Below are 16,626 nucleotides of genomic sequence, written 5' to 3' on the forward strand. Positions count from 1 at the left end.
GTCATGGGGGAACGGGCCGACGCCATCGCGTCGTTGCGGGGCATCGCGCGGATCGAGGGCCACACCCGCGGGAAGAGCGGGTGGTACGCCGCCTACCTGTGGGCCTTCGCCGGGTGGCAACTCCTCCTCGTTCCCGTGGTGTTGCTGTGGCACGGGCGGACGGGCACCCTGGTGGGCACGGCGGGCAACGCCGCGGTCGTCGTGGGCCTGTCCCTGTTCGCCACGCGGCAGCCCGTGGTCCCGCGCGGCCACGGCGGCCGCCACCTCAGGGTGGTCGGCACCTGGGCGGTCGCCTACGTCACGAGCCTGCTGCTCGGTTACACCGTCTTCCGCGACGTCACCGCCTTCGCGGCCGTGGCCGCCCTGGCGTGCGCACTGCCCGCGGCCGCCGCGGCCCGGCGGGAGGCGCGCTCCGCATGACGTACGGGCCCCCGGCGGACGCGGAGCGGACTCCGCCCCCGCGCCACGCGCTCGCCCCGCTGCCGGCCTCGGCCGTAGGCCTGTCGGTCGTCGCCGCTCTCGCCCCCGTACAGAAGGCCGAGTTCGGCCGGGTACGGGATCTGGTGGAGATCACCGACTCCACGCTCACGGCCATCGCGGGCACGGACGACCCCGGCCGCAGCGCGGCCCGGGACTGACCGCGGGGACCCGGCGGGTCGGCGCGATGCTCGACCCCGTGCCGGCCGGCTTCGGTCAACCGCCGTGCCCGAGACGACCCGCCGGCGTGAGCGGCCGGCCCTCGTGGATCGGCTTCCTGACGACCGGCGGCTTCCGATCGGTCAGCGACGTTCTTCCTTCGGTTCCGGCTTCTTCGGCAGGAAGGCGTCCGGATTGACGTAGCGCACGCGCCGCAGCCAGAGCGCGCCGCCGCCGATGCTCGCTCCGACGAAGCCGATGATGGTCAGCAGGAGAAGGAGGCCGCGGACGAATCCGATGTCGATCCTCTCGTACAGCGCCCAGCTCGCGGTGCAGAGGACGGACCCGCCGAGGAAGAGGGCGAGGGAGCGCCACGACATCCAGGCCTTCAGCGCCTCGACCGGATCGCCGTCGACCCACAGCAGCTGGGAACGGCGTTCGCGGATGGCCGACTTCAGCGTCGCGTCGCTGTCTTCCGGCTCTCCGTCGGGGTTCAGGCCGAGGTAGTCCCAGAGGTCGGCCAGGGCCTCGTATGCCTCTTGGTCGTCGTACACCACCGGCTCGTCCGACGCGCCCTCGCCTGCAGCGGCCTCTTCCTTCGCCCGGCGTCGGAACTCGCGATTGATGACTTCCGTCGGTATGGGAGCTTGGTTCGTCAGGATCTGATGGAGCTCGCCGCAGAACGCGCTGATGACGGGCTTGCGCCTCCGGGCGTTCACCGCCGTCCTGAGGTCCTCCATACCGCTCTCTCCGTAGGAGAGGTAGTCGCGCATGACAACCGCAAGTGCGTGGGCCGAGGCTTTCTGGGGACCCAGCGGGACGGAAGTCGGCTGTTCGGACACGGTGTTGGTCCCTTCCCGTTCATTGCCCAAGGCGATTGGAAGTATAGACACTTACTCGTAAGGTATAGACACGAGTGTCCTCGGGGGGCGCTACAGACGGGGGGCGCGACGGCCGGTGGACAAGAAGACGCTCATCGTCATCGTGCTTGTCTGCGCGTTCCTGTTCAGCGGCGGTGGACTGTTCCTTGCCGGTAGCGGCGCCATCGTCGCCATGGCAGGGGTGTTCAACGGAAGCCTGGGCGGATCCAAGGGCGGCGGAAGCAGCGGCGGCGTCCCGCCCGGAACGGTCTGCGACCCTGGGGGCGAGACCCTGAAGGAGCACATCCCCGGCTACGGCTGGCACACGGTGGACAAGCAGCAGATGGCCAATGCCGCGGTGATCGTGCACGTCGGAGAGGCGACGAAGATACCCGAGAACGGCCTCATCATCGCCATCATGACGGCCCTCCAGGAGAGCAAGCTGGAGAACATCAGAGGCGGCGACCGCGACAGCGTCGGGCTCTTCCAGCAGCGTCCCTCGGCGGGCTGGGGCAGCATCGACGAGATCATGGATCCGAACTACTCCGCCAAGGCATTCTTCGGAGGACCGAACCACCCGGCCCCGCCCAACCCCCCGGGGCTCCTCGCCTACAAGTGGGAGACGATGGGCAAGGGGCAGGCGGCTCAGAAGGTCCAGGCGTCGGCCTTCCCCGAGGCCTACGACAAATGGGAAAGCCTGGCGGGAAAGATCGTCGGTCGCGCCAAGGACATCAAGTGCACGGACGTGGGCCTGGAAGGGGACGTGGGCAAGGTCATCGCCGCGGCCAAACGATGGATCGGCACGCCCTACTGCTGGGCCGGCGGTGACGAGAAGGGCCCGACCAATGAGGAGCGGTGTCCGCCTCCGATGCCTCCGGGCTTCGACTGCTCGGGGCTGATGCACCATGCTTACGCACAGGTGGGCATCAGCTTGTACCCCTACACGGGCAATCAGTGGGAAGCGGGTACCCGGGTGCACAACTACACCGATCTCAAACCCGGAGACCTGATGTTCTGGTCGAGCGACGGAACGGTCCCCGGCATCCATCACGTGAGCATGTACCTGGGCAACGATTCGATGATCCACGCGCCCCGAACCGGCAAGAACGTCGAGATCGTGACCGAAGTCAGCAAGAACAGCTACTGGATGAACCAGTGGATCGGCGGTTCGCGCATCCTCAAGGAGGGCTCCGGGTCCGGCAAGGACTCCGGTGGCACCCAGGCGGCCGGTATTCCGCTCATCGGCCCTCGGAGGGAAATATGAGCAGGTCACAGACCCGGAGGGACACGGGAGGGGCGACCGCGCTACGGCTGTCGCGGGCATGCCTGGTGACGGCGGTGGCAGCCGCGCTGCTGAGCGGCTGCAGCCAGGGCGCGAAGAAGCCTCAGCCCGCGCCGGCCTCCCCGAGCTCGCGGGTGAGCGCCGCCCCCGGTACGGGCGCCGGGGGCGAGCCCGCGGGCGGCGCGTCCCCGGTTCCGACGCCCGGATCCGGCGCGAGTGTCGACTTCAAGAACCCCGAGATGGTGGCCAAGGCCTATGTGTACGCGTACATCAAGCGCCGCTGGAAGGACGACCCGGGCCCGCGCACGTACCTCGATCAGATCAAGCCGTACACGACCGCCGACTACCTGAAGTCCCTCCAGAACGCGGGCGGGGACCGGTGTGACCGCGAGTGCGAGCAGGCGAAGAAGAGCGACGTCCGCGTCACCGCGGAGGAGCTGGGCGCGGTGACCCCGCCCGAGGCACCGGCCAGTGACACCGAACGCTGGGTGCAGGTCTCCTACACGGCACGGACCGTCTGGGACGGGGGCGGCGACGCCGCGCGTGACGGCATGGTTCTCCAACTGCGCCTGCTCGACGGGAAGTGGCTCGTCGCCGGCCGGGCGCACGGCTGACGGACGGCCACCTCCGCCGACCGTCCGTCAGACCGCGGGCGACCCGGTGGTGAAACCGTCCGCCAGCAACGAAGCCAGGTCCATGTACGCACCACGGGTGTCGGCGGACACCCGGTCGTAGTCGATCGTCCCGCCGGCGTAGAGCAGCCGGTCGTACGGGATCTGCACCACGGTGGTGCACAATCGCTGGAAATACTGGACGAGGGTGTCGAAGTTGATGCCGACGGCCTTCGGCGTATCCATCGTGATCACGACGACGGCGTCCTTCACCAGCTCCGGGTACCCCTGTGCGTACACCTCGTCCAGGGTCTTGACGGCTCGCCGGGCGGCGTCGAAGCGGGGAGCGGCCACCACGATGAGACGGTCCGTCACCGCCAGCGTGCCGCGCATCCCGGAGTGCTTCATTCCCGTACCACTGTCGGTGATGATGATGTCGAAGGCCCGGGCCAGGATGTCCTGGGTCCGGCGGTAGTCCTCTTCGTCGAACGACTCGCTGATCTCGGGGTTCTGTTCGCTGGCCGCCACCATGAGCCGGTCCGTCTGGCCGAGGTACTGGTGGATCTGGGCGGGTTCCGTGAGGCCCCTGCCGTTCACTGCCCGCATGCGCTGCTCCGCGCTGACCAGGTCGCGCACCGTCGGCATGACGCGCTCGCCGAGGAGCCGGTCCGCGAGGGTCCCGGCGTGCGGATTGGCGTCCACCACGATCGTCCGGTCCTCGCGGTGGCGGCCGAACGTCAAACCGAGCATCGCCGACGTCGTCGTCTTGCCCACGCCGCCCTTGATGCTGGTGACGCTGATCCGGTACGGGCGGTGTGTGGGCGTCTGCAACCGGGCCAGGCGCTGCTGCTCGGGCCCGGACGGCTTGCTCCGGCCGGCGAACCGGCGCAGTCCGGGCAGTCGGCTGGGCTCCGCGGCGCCCTGCCCGGTGGCGGGCGCGGCACCGGGGGCCGGGGGTGACTGGTAATGACCCGCGTAGGGGTTGGCGGCCGGAAGGCTCACGCCTTGAGGCAGTGGTACCGGGGCGGGAGCGGGTTCATCGCCGGCCGGGCCGAAACCCCCGAAGGACCCCGGTACAGGTGCAGGCGTGGGAAGGGGCGCCGGAGCATAGGGCTGCTGAGAAGCGGGTTCGGGCATGGTCTGCGGCGCGGAAGTCCGAATCTGCCCGGACTCCGGCTCGGGTGCCGCGGTCCCGGCCACCGGCGGGCGGTTCTCCGTCGAAGGCAGCTGCCGGGCGAAGTCGGGCGGCAACTCACTGTCGTCGGTCTCGGCAGTCGACATGGCGCCGAAGACACCAATCCTGGACACGCTTACTCTCCCCCAACGTTCATCGCCCAGCCGCGGCCTGGGCCGTCGGGCTAGTCCTCGCGAGTGTACAAGGACAGCAATCGACGGCTCACGGTCTGCGGCCGGGTGGGCTTTCCTGTGGCGTACTTGACCAGCATCTCTTCGAGGATGGCCGTCAAGTTGGTGCCCTCCACCTCGGCTCGCGCGTGCGCGATCGCCAGATAGCGGGCGGGAAAGCGGTTGACGACCGGTACCTTCCGGGCGTCAACCGCCGGCAGCTCCGTCGGCACCTCGGGGCGCTTGGCGCCCTCCCGCTTCGGTGCCTGACTCAGCTCGTTCCGCCGCCTACGGCGCAGGACCCCCAGGGCCTCTTCCTCCGTGATGGGGCCACGGCTCGGGCTCCACTCGAGAGGTTCGAGCTCGCCCGGCAGCGCCTCGGCCTCGTCCACTCCCACAGGACGCCGTGACATCGACGCCTTCGGAGTCACCATGCGACGCCGCTGCGGGCGAGTGCGCTGAGGAATGTCCGAGGTGCTCATAGGCAGCTTCTCCAGCTCTCACTCGGCGCCCGAGGCTAGGATCACTATGAGGGCGCACGATACTTGTGTACAGACGTTACCTCATGACTTTCCGCATCGAGTCGATGTCAATCCAGTTGCAGTGCTCACAACACTCACCTGTCCCAGAACTGCCCGGCCCTGAGAGGCCTCCTGCAGAAAGCGCTCGTCGGCGTCGGCTGCGCACAGGTCGAGTTCGAAGCAGATCCCCAAGAGACATGATCCTTGTCCACCGGCACTCCGCCATTCCTCAGGCACGTCCAGCGGGCCCGGGTGGGCGAGCCACGGACACCCCGCCAAGTCCACCGACAGGCCGCGCGCGAGCGCCCGTATGCCGATCAGTGGCACCTCGTCGATTTCGGCGAGATCCCCTTCATGCCCCAGGCGCGTGAAGCCCCAGAGGGCGCTCAGGTATTCGGGGTCGCTCTCGACCGCCGGGCCCGAATGGGCACCCAGCCGGCGCATCGCCCCGTCGTGCCGCACGAACAGTCCCCGAGGCAGCGACAGCAGCAGGGAAGGCTCGGAAGGGTCCAGCCCCGTGGATATCCGGACAGACCATTCGCCTTCCCTTACAGCCAGGGTGAGGACGTCACTTGTTTCTCCGTGTGCACCAAATCGCATCTCCATCTACTTTCCCCCGTGAGACACCAAGGAACGACTGTGTCTCGTCCCAGTAGCACTGATGATTCATCATGACAGCACAAGCAAAAGGGAATTGACACAGCATCGGTACGGTGTGGTCGCAGTTGGAAACGGAAGCGTTACGGAATGAGCGCCGCTTGCCGACCGGCCTCGTCCCGCCGGAGCCGGGCCGCTCTCAGCTGCCGGTCGGCGCCGGGCACCTGCTGCCACAGCCGGACGACCGCTTCCCCGATCCGTTCGCTTTCGCCGGCGCCGGGCACGCGCAGCCAGCAGGCGTGGGCATTGGAGGCACTCTGCATGACCTGAGAGCCCGCCGCCCCGTCGACTTCCAGCCATGCCGCCGCGATCCCGAGGTACGTGTCGGCGGCTCGCACCCAGTCGTGGGCGATGGCGCTGACGTGGGCCTTCACCGCACGGGCCTGCAGAGCGTACGGGTGCCCTTCCCCGAACTCCGCACTGACGTCGCGTTCCAGGTCCGCGACCATGGCGACGGCCGCTTCGATGTTCCCGGATCCTCCGGCTTCGCCGATCCGCTCCAGCCGGCTCCGCAGCCGCTGAGGCGGCGGCGGAACCTCGACGGGGGTCAAAAGGACGGTCCCCAGGACGAGCGTCCCGGGCGCGGCTGCGGCCGCGGGGTGACGGACAGGGGAAGCGCCGGCCGCTGTGGCCGTGTCGCGCGGGGCCGCAGCTTCCCCTGAGGCGCCGGCCTCCGCCCCGTCCTCCACGGTTCCGTCCGGATGGACGACCAAGGGCCAGGTGGAACCGTCCGGTTCGTGCGCGAGCGCCCGCATCGCCCGTCCCGTCCGGGCGACGATGGAAACGGCGGCGGCCATGGCGGCGGCACGGACCGCCGCGATGTCCGAGCCGGCGGGCACCGTTACGGGGACTCCGCCCACCCTGGCCTTGCCATCGGCGTGCACCACGATGGTCAGCACCGCGCGGCGCGAAACGTTCCCCGCTTCCTTACCGGTGCCGGGGTCAGTCATACGACTCCTTCGGGCTCGGTGAGGGTGTCCAGTGCGCAGGCGAAGGCGAAGACGGTGACGAAGGGTCACGACCGTGTATTCGCCACAATGATAAGCAGTTTGACGCGAAGTACACTGTGTATTGACACACGATTTGGGGGGGCCGATGAGCGGCGACAGTGGCGCGGGAATGGTGGCATGGGTGGGTCTCGCCGTGCAGGCGGTGGGACCCTTGGGGGACCGGCCTTACGAGGCCTGGCTGGCCGAAGTCGATCGGGTGGCCGTGGACCTGTGGCTGATGTCCGCTCCCAGTGGGACGGTGGGACGAAGGGCCGCCCAGCTCTCCACCTGCACCGCCGTCGTCGGAGTGCTGTCGTCCGCGGGAATCTCCGGAGGAGGGACCCGTGCCCACCTGGTGGTGCGCGTACCGGACGCCGCGTCGGGCAGCTCCGTCGAGCGGACTTACACGACCGAGGAACTCACCGCGCGACGGGCTCGCGAGGTCTTCGAGCGGGCGCGGCTGCTGGTCGGGCACGGTGTGCAGCTCTTGGTGGCGGAGGACTCGAAGCAGCCGCTCGTGTTGCACATCGCAGACTCGGGGCAGCGGGACGACGGCGCGGCGATGGCGGGATCCACTCCCGCCGGCGGGCCGGCGGCACCGGACACCGGCGGGCCGGTCGTGGCCGCCACGGGGCACCAGGACGCCCGGCTCCCCGCGGAGCCGGCGCCCGCCCCGCCTTCGGTCGCGGGCACCACCTGGGAGGAGGGTTCCGTCGAAGTGTGGCGGAACATCGACCGGGCCTGGGACAAGGGCTACCGGACCTCGTGCCTGCTGGCGCTCCGGGACCGTGTGGTGCTGGACAGCTCCGGATTCGTCCTCAACCTCGAAGAACTGATCACCCTGGCCCAGGAGTCACCGGATCCGGACACGCCCCGGGGCAAGGACATCGCCGCCCGCTACCCCGCGTGAGCGGGGCACCGGGCCGGTCTGCTCAGGACTCCGTCCGCCGCGCGCGCAGCCTGCGGTAGGTACGGCGTCCTCGCTCCTCACCACGGGCCCACAGGACCAGGGCCCCGCAGAGCAGTGCGCCCAGGAGCCCTGCCCGTCCCCCGAGGGCGGCGTACGCGAGCGCGCCGCCGGCCGACGAGGCCAGGAAGGCCCAGGCGACGGTCCGCCAGCGTGCCGTCCTGGGCGGGTGCAGGTACACGACGATCACGCTCATGACGGCCAGCGCGGAGCTGGCCACCAGGGCCTGCGCATAGTAGAGCCGCCAGTCCACGATCAACGAGGACTGCTCGCGGACCAGGCTGATCCAGATCAGGAACACGAAGGCGACCTTGAGGTGGGCCGGGATCCGTCCTGCCCAGCCCGGCACGGCCGGCCGGGACCGGGACTGTCCGGCCCTGCCCCACCGCGCGGCCCCTCCTCCGCCCTTGGGCGGCCGCCCGCCCGCGGGCCCGGAGTGCGGCCGCCGCTTCGGGCCCGCCTTGACTGCGGCGGTGTCCTTCCGGCCGGTTCCGGTCCCCGAACTGCTCCTGTTCACCATGCGGCCCTCACCCCTGCGCCAGGTCCACCGACGTGACGGTCCAGCCGTCCTTGTCCCGCTTCTCCAGTCTGACGTCCATCCGCAGCGCTCCCGCGGCCGGCTTCGCCGTCCCCGACTCCTGGGACTGCTCGGGAGCGTTGAGCAGCACGGTAACGGCCGCCCGGTCCTCTCCCTCCTTGGCCGGCTCGGTGTCGCGGACAACCGCCTGCGGATTCACGGTCCGGGAGATCTTCGACAGGAACCCCTCCCAGTGCTTCGGCAGCTGTTCCACGAGCCGCTGGCGCGCTTCCGGGCCGAGCCGGGGCAATGAGTCCACAAAGGTTCCCGCAGTGGTCTTCGCCGGGTCGTACTGGTAGTAGGTGATCGCGAACGCCTTCGCGACGTCCGACGGCGACGCGTCGGCGCCCAGTGATCCGGCGTACATCGCGACGATCAGGGAAGCCGAACGCGGCACGTAGAGCGGCGCGACCGGTCGTGGGGCCTGCGCGGCGGACTCGGCGCCGGCGGCACGGCCGGTCGTGGTGCTGGTCTTCCCGGCCACGATGTTGAGCACGAAGCCGAGCAGCACCAGCGTGACGGCCAGAGCCGCCACCTTTCTCCCTCGATATCCCATTCCCGATCACCGCCTCATTCTCGGCCGGCCGCCCGCTGGACGGCCTTCAGTGCTTTGTCGATCTGCTCCTCGGGGGCCTTCATATTGGCCAGGACCCCGCGGAGATCGTTCAGTGCCGTGGACATCGCCGTGGCGACCGGTATCTCCTGCGCCAGCGCCTCGACACGGTTCAGGGCCTCCATGCGTCCCTGAGGTTGCATCGCCTCGGGCGACAGCTGGATCGGCAGCTCGTTGGCCACCCGGGAGACGACCTCGACCGTCACCTGGCTGCTGGAGGGCAGGCCGACGGCGTCGATACGGTCCGGGAGGCCGTGCTGGGCCACCGCCTGGGCGGCCACGAACCTCGCCACGTCGGTGTGCTCGCCACCTGAGTCGACCTGGACCGCGAGGCTCCGCAGCGCGAGGCCCGCCGTGTGGTTCTGGTCGATGTTGGCGGGGTTCTGGTACATCGCGAGCACCCGGTCGAGGTTGGCCGCGGCCTGGTCCTTCGACATTCCGGCGGAGGACAGGAGTTCGTCGCCCCGTTCGACCGGACGCACGTTGCGCACGGGGTCGACCCCGCCGGTCGCACTGCGCCGTACGTTGCTCGGGTGGAGCGGGTCGTCCGGGTGCCGGCCACCGGTACGCGGATCCCGCAGCGCGTCGAAGTGCTCGCGCTCCATGGCCGCCGCTCCGGCCTCGTCCCCCTCGAAGCGGCGCTGCTTGATCGCCGCCAGCGCCGCCGTGTGCGGGCTCGCCTGCGCACGCTGCCTGCGCTGCAGGGCCATGCCCTCGCGCGCCGCCGAACTCTTGCTGATGGTCTCGGAGGTCTGCGCCTGGTCCTCCCGCTCCTGGGACTTCTCGTAGTTCGCCTTGCCGGCTTCCTTGGCGTCGCCGAACTTGCCCATGAGGGATCGCGTCCGCTTGCCGAGATTGGGAGCGTTCTTGAGCACGCCCATCCCCGCGGCCTGGAACTTCTCGGACGTCGACAGGGTCTGCCCGGAAGCGGAGGCTGCCGCGGACGCCCCCTGGACCGCCGCGCCCGCGGACATCGCCGCGCTCGCACCGCCGGTCGCGACCGCGGCGCCCACCTGGAGCGTGGTCTGGGCCGCCTTCTTGGCCAGGTCCGCTCCGACGCCGACGATCGCGTCTCCGGCGTCCTTGTTCCCCATGGCCATACCGGACAGGGCGCGCATGGCCGGCCTTGCGTACACGCCGAGCAGCGCCGTCATCAGGGCACAGGTGAGGATCTTCAGTACCCAGTTCTGGTCACCGCCCGGGGCGAGGATCAGGGTGTCCATGTAAGTGACGATCACGAGACCGAGGCCCCAGCCGACCTGCCGGAAGAGATTGGTGAGGAACAGCTCGCCGAGCTTGATCGCGGCGACCCGGGACGGTCCCGGGAATATTCCGAGGAGGAGGTAGAAGGGCGCGAAGATCATCAGGACGAAGACGCCGAGTTTCGCGGCGAGCAGCATCGCGCAGATGAAGTAGATCGACGCGTTGATGATCAGGCCGCCCATCACGCTCATGGCGGCGGCGGAGAGACGTGACATGAAGTCGTTGCCGCCCGCGACGGCCACAACCGACTCGTCCTCGGGCAGGACCCTGTGCTTGTCGTCCGAGAACCAGCCGCTGTCCTTGTCACCCCAGCACAGGCGGAAGTTCTTGTCCTTCCCTTCCTTGCAGAGCCCGTTGCCCCACACCTTGAGGTAAGGGACCGTCTTGACGAAGTCCTTGTCCCAAGCGAGGCTCCCGGACTTCGAGTCCCCGCCGACCTCGTTGTCGGTGCCGTTCCACTTGACGACACTTCTGATGACCTTGATGGCGTCGTCGTCGAGCTTTCCCTCGGCGCCGACCCCGACGAACTGGGCGTTCAGCATCTCAGGGCCCCACCGGTCCGCCGCGGGACCGTTGTTGCCCACCTGGCCGTACAGCCACGGCTGATACACGAGGGGCACCCACACCGCGTCCTGCACACAGCCGGCCGCGTCCGTGCCGTACTTCCCGTTGCACAGCGCGGTGCTCTCGGCACCGCCGGTCGTGGGCAGTTTGGCCAGCGATTCGAAACCGGTGGCCGTGACCTCACCGACGATGGTGTTGATCTTGCTGCCCGCCGCCGTCGGGTTGGCCGCGAACCAGAAGAAGAGCCCCGTGATCAGCAGCATCCAGCCGAAGCCCTTGAACACCGCCGTCACCCGGCCCTGAGGACCCCAGTTCTTGACGCCCAGATAAATCCCGCCCAGCGCGCCCACCAGTCCGAGGAAGGGCGCGGCGATGTTGGACATCGCTCCGGCCATGGAACCGATCGGCCCCTCCAGGAACTTGAAGGGATCGGCGCCGAAGGACCACCCGAGCAGTGCCATGGTGAAGGTGGCGAAGGTCTTCGATATGTTGAAGATCGTGTCGGGTATGAAGTTGATGTAGCGGTTCATCGTGAAGCAGCCGGGCTCCCAGCCGAACGCGTGCCAGCTGAGCCCCGACATCCCGTAGCGGTGGTACGAGGGCTTGGGGCCCTGGTACTTGTCCTGGCCCGCATCGGGAATGTAGGTGGCCAGTTCCGACTGCGGCACGGCCGGGTTCGCCTTGCTGAGACCGAAGAACGCTTCGAGGCCCTTGGCCCGGTTCTCCGGCATCGGTACGTCCAGCGGCCCGCACATGGCGACGATGTCGTCCGTGATGGCCTGCGACGGGGTGGCCATCGTGAACCACAGCGTGAACGTGGTCAGCGTCAGCAGCGCCAGTGTGCCGATCCGGCGCAGGACCCGGCTCCTGCGCCCCGCGGGCCGCCCTGGCCCTGGCCGTGGCCGTCTGGAGACCGGAACGTCACGGAACGACGTCAGCCTGGTCCGGCCCCCCGGCGTCGAGGCGATTGCCATGCGGATCCCCCGGTTCTGCGACTTCAACCACTGTGTATATACGCTGTGCACGTTAGCATGTGATCCCGGCAGTGAACTCAGCGCATTTCAGGGCCGGATGAGACGGAGGTCGCAGACCGAGAATGGACCGTGATCGACGGGACCGTAACCGGGAGGGCTCCCTGCACCGGGCCGCGCTGGGGGACCTGAAACGTGGCGGAAAGGTCGCGCTGATCTTCGGCGGCTGCGTCTTCGGCCTCTTGGGGATGTTCGTCGTCTTCGGAATGGTCATCGCCCAGCAGCAGATACCCGCGCCCCCCTCCGGCGCCGCCGGATCGGCCGTGACCGCAGCACCCGGCGCACCCGGCGCACCGTCTCCGGACGTGGCCGCCGCTTGGCGCCCACGGCTCGTCTCCTTCCTGGAGCTGGCCGCGGGCCCGGACCGCTCGGACGCCGGGCGCTGGTTCCCCGGGGCCGCCTCGGAGACGGACGGATTCACGTACACCCCCCTCTCGGCCGCGGACCCCGGCGCCGGGCGCACGGACGGAACGGCTCGCGTGAACCACCGGGAACTCTCCGCGACGGACGTCGGCGCGGTGTTCCGTGCCGTTTCCCGGGACGGCACCATCGTCCCGTCGACGCTCGTGATCTCGTCGGCATCGGGTACGGACGAGGACCACGTCCTGGGATTCACCCTCAGGGACAAGGGGGGTGCGCTGCTCACGGGGGAGGCCGTGTTCCGCACCCGGGAGTCCGGCGATCCGGTCATCGTCCGCTTCGTTTACGGTCGTTGAGGAATGCGGCTGGGACACGCTCCCCTGCTGGCATAGGATCACGAAGGACATTTCGTATAGACACACTGCTGCACAGTGAGGACGGATAAGGCGTGCCGATCACTACGCGATCACGGGTTGCGGCGACCATCCTGGTGGTGGCCTCACTGGCGCTCACCGGCTGCACGAAGGACGGTGACCACGCCGAAGCCGGCTCCCAGGACACCGCCTCCGCGTCGCCCTCCCCCACGGGCGGCCCCTACGCAAACGCTCCCTGGCGCCTGCAGGTCGTCCACCTCCTGGAAGCCCTGCGCACTCCGCAGGACGGTACCTACCGAACCTGGATGTCGGACGACGCGGTCTACTGGGACCTCTCGTTCTCCTACACGCCGCGCAACGCGAGCGAGCCGGGCTGGGACAAGCGGGACTACGAGGGCGCGACCTTGACCTACCCGGGCAAACTCACTCCGGGCGAGAAGGACGCGTTCTTCAAGTCCCTCACCAGGGACAACATGACCATAGCCTCCACCCTCACGGTGGTCCGCGCCGAACTGCTGCCGGACGCGACCCGCAAGGACTACAGATTCACCTTCAGGGTGCGGACCAGCAGTGGCGACTGGCTCAGCGGCACGGCCATGGGCAACCAGGGGGACGAGGCGGGCAACGGGAAGGTCACCCGCCTCACCTATGACGTCAAGCCGTCGTAGCCGAACCGCGCCGCCATCGGGACGGGATCGTCCTCACCGCCACCGGTGGCCCCGGGCCCGTCCGCGCCGGACTCGTCGCCCTTCGCCTCGATCTCGCGACGCGCCCCGGCCGCTTCCTCACCGAAGATCTCGGCGATGATGCGGGTCATCTTCCCCGGGTCCTTCTCCGGGTTGGTGTCGAATATCTCCAGGACGTGATCATGGATGAACTCGACTCTGACCCGGGCGAGTTTGCCGGTGCGGTCCTTGAGGACGCAGACGCCCTTCTGGCCGACGCCCAGCGACATGATGGTGCCGATGTTCTGCTGGTTCGCCTCCACCCCGAGGAACTCGCAGGTCTTCGCTGCCTCTTCCTTCGACGTCGTGCCGAAGGCCCACACGCCGGTGACGAAACTGGAGTCGAAGTCACCCGCCGACTGCGAGATCAGCCGCAGGAAGGTGTTGCGGGACCGGCCGAGACGCTTGATGCGGTCGACCAGCGTGCGGGCCCGGGGGTTGTCCTTGCTGGTGTGCCATTCGTCCCAGGTGATCGCCTTGGGGATCGCCGGGTCGAGCGTGGCCATGATGTTCCAGGTGTTGTCGGCCATCAGGCCCGCGATCACGTCCGAGAGGAGCTCGCGCTCGGACATCATCTCGGGGGACTTGCCCGGGTCGGGCATCTGCAGACCGAGCGTGCAGAAGATGACCGTGTAGCCGACGGGAATCTTGAAGGGGCGCGGGGCCCGTCCGAAGACCAGTTGTCCCAGCTTCGTCCGGGAGACCTCGCGGTAACGGCGCCCGGGCGGGCCGGAGAACTGCCGGCAGCGTTCCTGATTGATGTTGTGGGGTGCGGGCGGGAGTTTCTCCCATGCTTCGAGGATCTCCACGACGCGCATGAGGTAGGTGGATCCGTGGCCCTCGGTGATGGCCGCGCCCACCGCCTGCCGGATCACGTCACCGAAGTCGCTGCCGTTCTGACCCACCAGCAGGTCGGGCACCAGGCGCAGCAGCGTCTCGCGCATCAGCTGGGCGGCGTCCTGGGGCGTTTCGGCCTGTGCGGCGGGGTCGAGCATGCCCGGTTCGGCGTCGTAGACGTTGACGCAGATGATCTTGTCGGGGTTGAGGCCCAGCTCCTCCGCGTACTTCTTCAGGACGAGGTAGTCGCCCTTCGGGTCCCAGACGACCTGGGTGATGCCTCGCAGGGCGTCCTCCCAGACCGGCTTGAGGCCGCGGCTGACGGTCTTGCCGCCACCCGGGTCACCCGGTACGCCCTCGGTGGGCGCCAGCTGTGACTGGGTCGCGTACAGCATGTGGTCCACGAAGACCGGCTCGGCCGGCATCCCGCCCGCGCCGATGGTGTAGCCCTGGTAGAGGCCTTGGCCGTCCCCGATGGAGGGCGAGATGTGCGGCATGCCGGCGGCCAGGTAGTCCAGCGGGACACGCCGGATGTAGTCGGTGTCCATCGGCCTGCCACCGGGCAGGGACTCGTAGAAGAAGAACTTCTGGTGGGTGGGCGGGCCGTCGACCGTGTAGCCCGCCTCGCGCATGGACCGTACGAAGTCGCGGGCGTTCTCGCGCAGTTCCTCGCGGTCCGTGGCGGAGATCCCGAACAGGGCGCGCATGCGGATGAAGGGCGTGCGATGGTGGTCCACCAGGTACTTCATCTGGGTGACCAATTCGCGCTTCTGGTGATAGGTCAGGTCGGTCGAAACGCCGGCTTCCTGGTCGTTGAAGAACTGTTCCTCGACGTTGCGCAGTGCCCTGTCGGCGTCCTTGCGGGTGTCGGCCAGCTCCTGGATCTCGAAGCCGACGGACTGGATGACCGGGAAGGGCAGGGAGTCGGTGCGGTGCAGCCACAGTGTGTTCGGGAAGGTCACCTCCTCGGGCCCGAGGGAGAGCGCGAACCACAGCTGGTACGAGGTACCGGTGACGGTTTCGTGGCGCAACGCCTTGTACTGGTACTTGCCTATGCGCCCGAGCGGTTCCCTGGTCAGCTCGCCACCGCAGAGCGCCTGCAGTTCTCCCGGCCCGTAGCGCTTCGGCGGGGTGGCGGAGGGGTCCGGCGCCGGCAGCCCGGGGTGCGTCAGGTGCAGCAGGAGCATCTCCGCCTCCTCGCGCCCCACGGGCTGGCAGCGCAGGGGGGACCCGCCCAGGGTGTTGCGGATGTCACGGGCGGCGTCGTGCCATACCGCTATCTCCTCGAGCGGTGGCATCTCGTCATCGAGGTCGAGAGGCTTCTTGACCTGGTCCCACATGCGCTGGATGCGACCCCACGTACCGTTGTACGAAGCCCGGTCGCCGAGGCGCACCACGAGGTACACGCGCTTGATCGGCCACGCGGCGTCGTTGATCCGGACACGGGTGTCCTCGAGCACGGAGGACCAGCCTGCGGACGGAATGCCCTGGCTCTGCGTCCGCTCGTCCAGCCTCTTGGCCCAGAGGTCGGCGTTGAACGGGAAGTCCGTGGTGATCAGCCGCGTCTGGTGGGCACTCCCTCGGGGCAGGCCGGAGAGTGCGGCGTACACCTGCGCCAGCCCCGCCCGCTTGTCGAGCGGGCTGGTCAGTTCCCAGCTGCGGGTCGGCACGCTGACCAGCGTGTAGGCGCCCTCGGCATCCAACAGGATGTTGTCGTCGAGGTAGCGGTATCCGATGCGGGACGGTACCTGATAGCCGTCCGGCATAAGGCGGGAAACGACGTTGTTCACGCTGACACGCCTTCCTTGATGCGCTGGTCGCCTGCTGCTGTGGTGCCTGTGGGCTGGCGCCGGTCCTTGACCGGCCCGAAACCGCCCGTGGGCGGGACGGGGACCGTTCCGTAGCCATTGGGCAGGGGTGTTCTGGGCGCCAGGTCAGGCAGCAGCTCGGGCCGCGCACGCCACACGACGATGCGGTACGCCACGGTGTCCCTGCTCTTGTGTACGGGAACGCCCCTACGATGGACGGGGTCGTCCATCAAGTCCCTTATCGCGGCGCGCAGGAGACCGAAGATCCCCAGGTTGTGCCGCACCGGGCGGCGGGAGAGGGCGACCGCGAAGACCGGCGGCACGAGCAGGATGAAGAGATAGGGGAGACCGACCGGCGCGTGCTTGCCGACCGCGTGCGCCACCAGCTTGATCGGTGGGGCGAGGACCATGTTGTAGGTCATGACCCACACGACCAGCGAGCCGGCGAAGATCTTGATGTCGTCGACGAAGAGGCCCTCCTTCAAGGGAACGGTCGCCTTGCCGACCTTCCGGAGTGCCTTTTTGACCTTGAACGCCTCGGTGTAGTCGCGCAGTACGACAACGTCGTCGCTCATCGCCCCTCCTCCCTTGTGGTGGTTCCCCGCCG

17 protein-coding genes are annotated in these 16,626 nt (G+C 68.7%); 7 read left to right on the forward strand and 10 right to left on the reverse strand.

Going from position 1 to position 16,626, the window contains the following annotated elements; all coding sequences use genetic code 11:
- Positions 1–3: 3 nt before the first annotated feature.
- Both ACEPPI_RS05500 and ACEPPI_RS05505 read left to right on the forward strand, forming a co-directional pair.
- Positions 4–420, forward strand: coding sequence for a hypothetical protein (locus tag ACEPPI_RS05500; RefSeq protein WP_373914083.1), 417 nt, complete (start codon positions 4–6; stop codon positions 418–420).
- Positions 417–638: a hypothetical protein gene (locus ACEPPI_RS05505; RefSeq protein ID WP_373914084.1), complete on the forward strand. Its 222-nt coding sequence runs from the start codon at positions 417–419 to the stop codon at positions 636–638. Before ACEPPI_RS05500 ends, ACEPPI_RS05505 begins: the two co-directional genes overlap by 4 nt.
- 141 nt (positions 639–779) lie before the next feature.
- On the opposite strand, the gene ACEPPI_RS05510 is transcribed toward ACEPPI_RS05505, so the two are convergent.
- Positions 780–1,478, reverse strand: coding sequence for a hypothetical protein (locus ACEPPI_RS05510; RefSeq protein WP_373914085.1), 699 nt, complete (start codon positions 1,476–1,478; stop codon positions 780–782).
- A gap of 115 nt (positions 1,479–1,593) precedes the next feature.
- On the opposite strand from ACEPPI_RS05510, the gene ACEPPI_RS05515 reads away from it, so the two are divergent.
- Both ACEPPI_RS05515 and ACEPPI_RS05520 read left to right on the forward strand, forming a co-directional pair.
- Entirely contained in the window at positions 1,594–2,760 is a 1,167-nt protein-coding gene (locus ACEPPI_RS05515) for a C40 family peptidase (protein WP_373914086.1), read from the forward strand.
- On the forward strand, positions 2,757–3,392 hold the full coding sequence (locus ACEPPI_RS05520) for a hypothetical protein (protein WP_373914087.1): 636 nt from the start codon (positions 2,757–2,759) through the stop codon (positions 3,390–3,392). Before ACEPPI_RS05515 ends, ACEPPI_RS05520 begins: the two co-directional genes overlap by 4 nt.
- Before the next feature lie 27 nt (positions 3,393–3,419).
- Here the strand turns inward: ACEPPI_RS05520 and ACEPPI_RS05525 are convergent, their stop codons facing one another.
- The 4 genes from ACEPPI_RS05525 to ACEPPI_RS05540 form a co-directional block, all read right to left on the reverse strand.
- Positions 3,420–4,391 (reverse strand): MinD/ParA family protein, encoded by a 972-nt coding sequence (locus tag ACEPPI_RS05525; RefSeq protein ID WP_373914088.1) that lies wholly within the window; start codon positions 4,389–4,391, stop codon positions 3,420–3,422.
- A gap of 356 nt (positions 4,392–4,747) precedes the next feature.
- Positions 4,748–5,125: a hypothetical protein gene (locus ACEPPI_RS05530; protein ID WP_373914089.1), complete on the reverse strand. Its 378-nt coding sequence runs from the start codon at positions 5,123–5,125 to the stop codon at positions 4,748–4,750.
- 171 nt (positions 5,126–5,296) lie between these two features.
- Positions 5,297–5,860, reverse strand: coding sequence for a hypothetical protein (locus tag ACEPPI_RS05535; RefSeq protein ID WP_373914090.1), 564 nt, complete (start codon positions 5,858–5,860; stop codon positions 5,297–5,299).
- Positions 5,861–5,994: 134 nt separating this feature from the next.
- Positions 5,995–6,861, reverse strand: coding sequence for a hypothetical protein (locus ACEPPI_RS05540; RefSeq protein ID WP_373914091.1), 867 nt, complete (start codon positions 6,859–6,861; stop codon positions 5,995–5,997).
- Positions 6,862–7,006: 145 nt separating this feature from the next.
- Between ACEPPI_RS05540 and ACEPPI_RS05545 the strand changes: the two genes are divergently transcribed.
- Entirely contained in the window at positions 7,007–7,810 is an 804-nt protein-coding gene (locus ACEPPI_RS05545; protein ID WP_373914092.1) for a hypothetical protein, read from the forward strand.
- Positions 7,811–7,832: 22 nt separating this feature from the next.
- Here ACEPPI_RS05545 and ACEPPI_RS05550 read toward each other — a convergent pair whose 3' ends face one another.
- The 3 genes from ACEPPI_RS05550 to ACEPPI_RS05560 all read right to left on the reverse strand — a co-directional run bounded on the left by ACEPPI_RS05550 (position 7,833) and on the right by ACEPPI_RS05560 (position 11,858).
- Entirely contained in the window at positions 7,833–8,216 is a 384-nt protein-coding gene (locus ACEPPI_RS05550; protein WP_373914093.1) for a hypothetical protein, read from the reverse strand.
- 178 nt (positions 8,217–8,394) lie between these two features.
- Entirely contained in the window at positions 8,395–8,979 is a 585-nt protein-coding gene (locus ACEPPI_RS05555; protein ID WP_373914094.1) for a hypothetical protein, read from the reverse strand.
- A gap of 35 nt (positions 8,980–9,014) precedes the next feature.
- Positions 9,015–11,858, reverse strand: a complete 2,844-nt coding sequence (locus tag ACEPPI_RS05560) for a hypothetical protein (protein ID WP_373914095.1) — start codon at positions 11,856–11,858, stop codon at positions 9,015–9,017.
- A gap of 122 nt (positions 11,859–11,980) precedes the next feature.
- On the opposite strand from ACEPPI_RS05560, the gene ACEPPI_RS05565 reads away from it, so the two are divergent.
- Both ACEPPI_RS05565 and ACEPPI_RS05570 read left to right on the forward strand, forming a co-directional pair.
- Positions 11,981–12,631: a hypothetical protein gene (locus tag ACEPPI_RS05565; RefSeq protein ID WP_373914096.1), complete on the forward strand. Its 651-nt coding sequence runs from the start codon at positions 11,981–11,983 to the stop codon at positions 12,629–12,631.
- A gap of 92 nt (positions 12,632–12,723) precedes the next feature.
- On the forward strand, positions 12,724–13,317 hold the full coding sequence (locus tag ACEPPI_RS05570; protein WP_373914097.1) for a hypothetical protein: 594 nt from the start codon (positions 12,724–12,726) through the stop codon (positions 13,315–13,317).
- On the opposite strand, the gene ACEPPI_RS05575 is transcribed toward ACEPPI_RS05570, so the two are convergent.
- Both ACEPPI_RS05575 and ACEPPI_RS05580 read right to left on the reverse strand, forming a co-directional pair.
- On the reverse strand, positions 13,296–16,001 hold the full coding sequence (locus tag ACEPPI_RS05575; RefSeq protein ID WP_373914098.1) for an ATP-binding protein: 2,706 nt from the start codon (positions 15,999–16,001) through the stop codon (positions 13,296–13,298). The genes ACEPPI_RS05570 and ACEPPI_RS05575 overlap by 22 nt on opposite strands.
- Positions 15,998–16,594 carry a hypothetical protein gene (locus tag ACEPPI_RS05580; RefSeq protein ID WP_373914099.1) on the reverse strand — a complete coding sequence of 199 codons (597 nt, stop codon included), beginning with the start codon at positions 16,592–16,594 and terminating at the stop codon, positions 15,998–16,000. Before ACEPPI_RS05580 ends, ACEPPI_RS05575 begins: the two co-directional genes overlap by 4 nt.
- Positions 16,595–16,626 lie beyond the last annotated feature (32 nt).

Origin of the sequence: Streptomyces sp. AB3(2024) (assembly GCF_041862025.1) — a bacterium.
Lineage (GTDB): Bacteria > Actinomycetota > Actinomycetes > Streptomycetales > Streptomycetaceae > Streptomyces.

Excerpts from the sequence above, each read along its gene's own strand:
- ACEPPI_RS05500 (WP_373914083.1), top strand. The coding sequence starts at position 4 with ATGGGGGAACGGGCCGACGCCATCGCGTCGTTGCGGGGCATCGCGCGG.
- ACEPPI_RS05505 (WP_373914084.1), top strand. The coding sequence starts at position 417 with ATGACGTACGGGCCCCCGGCGGACGCGGAGCGGACTCCGCCCCCGCGC.
- ACEPPI_RS05520 (WP_373914087.1), top strand. The coding sequence starts at position 2,757 with ATGAGCAGGTCACAGACCCGGAGGGACACGGGAGGGGCGACCGCGCTA.
- ACEPPI_RS05535 (WP_373914090.1), bottom strand. The coding sequence starts at position 5,860 with ATGGAGATGCGATTTGGTGCACACGGAGAAACAAGTGACGTCCTCACC.
- ACEPPI_RS05540 (WP_373914091.1), bottom strand. The coding sequence starts at position 6,861 with ATGACTGACCCCGGCACCGGTAAGGAAGCGGGGAACGTTTCGCGCCGC.
- ACEPPI_RS05545 (WP_373914092.1), top strand. The coding sequence starts at position 7,007 with ATGAGCGGCGACAGTGGCGCGGGAATGGTGGCATGGGTGGGTCTCGCC.
- ACEPPI_RS05560 (WP_373914095.1), bottom strand. The coding sequence starts at position 11,858 with ATGGCAATCGCCTCGACGCCGGGGGGCCGGACCAGGCTGACGTCGTTC.
- ACEPPI_RS05565 (WP_373914096.1), top strand. The coding sequence starts at position 11,981 with ATGGACCGTGATCGACGGGACCGTAACCGGGAGGGCTCCCTGCACCGG.
- ACEPPI_RS05580 (WP_373914099.1), bottom strand. The coding sequence starts at position 16,594 with ATGAGCGACGACGTTGTCGTACTGCGCGACTACACCGAGGCGTTCAAG.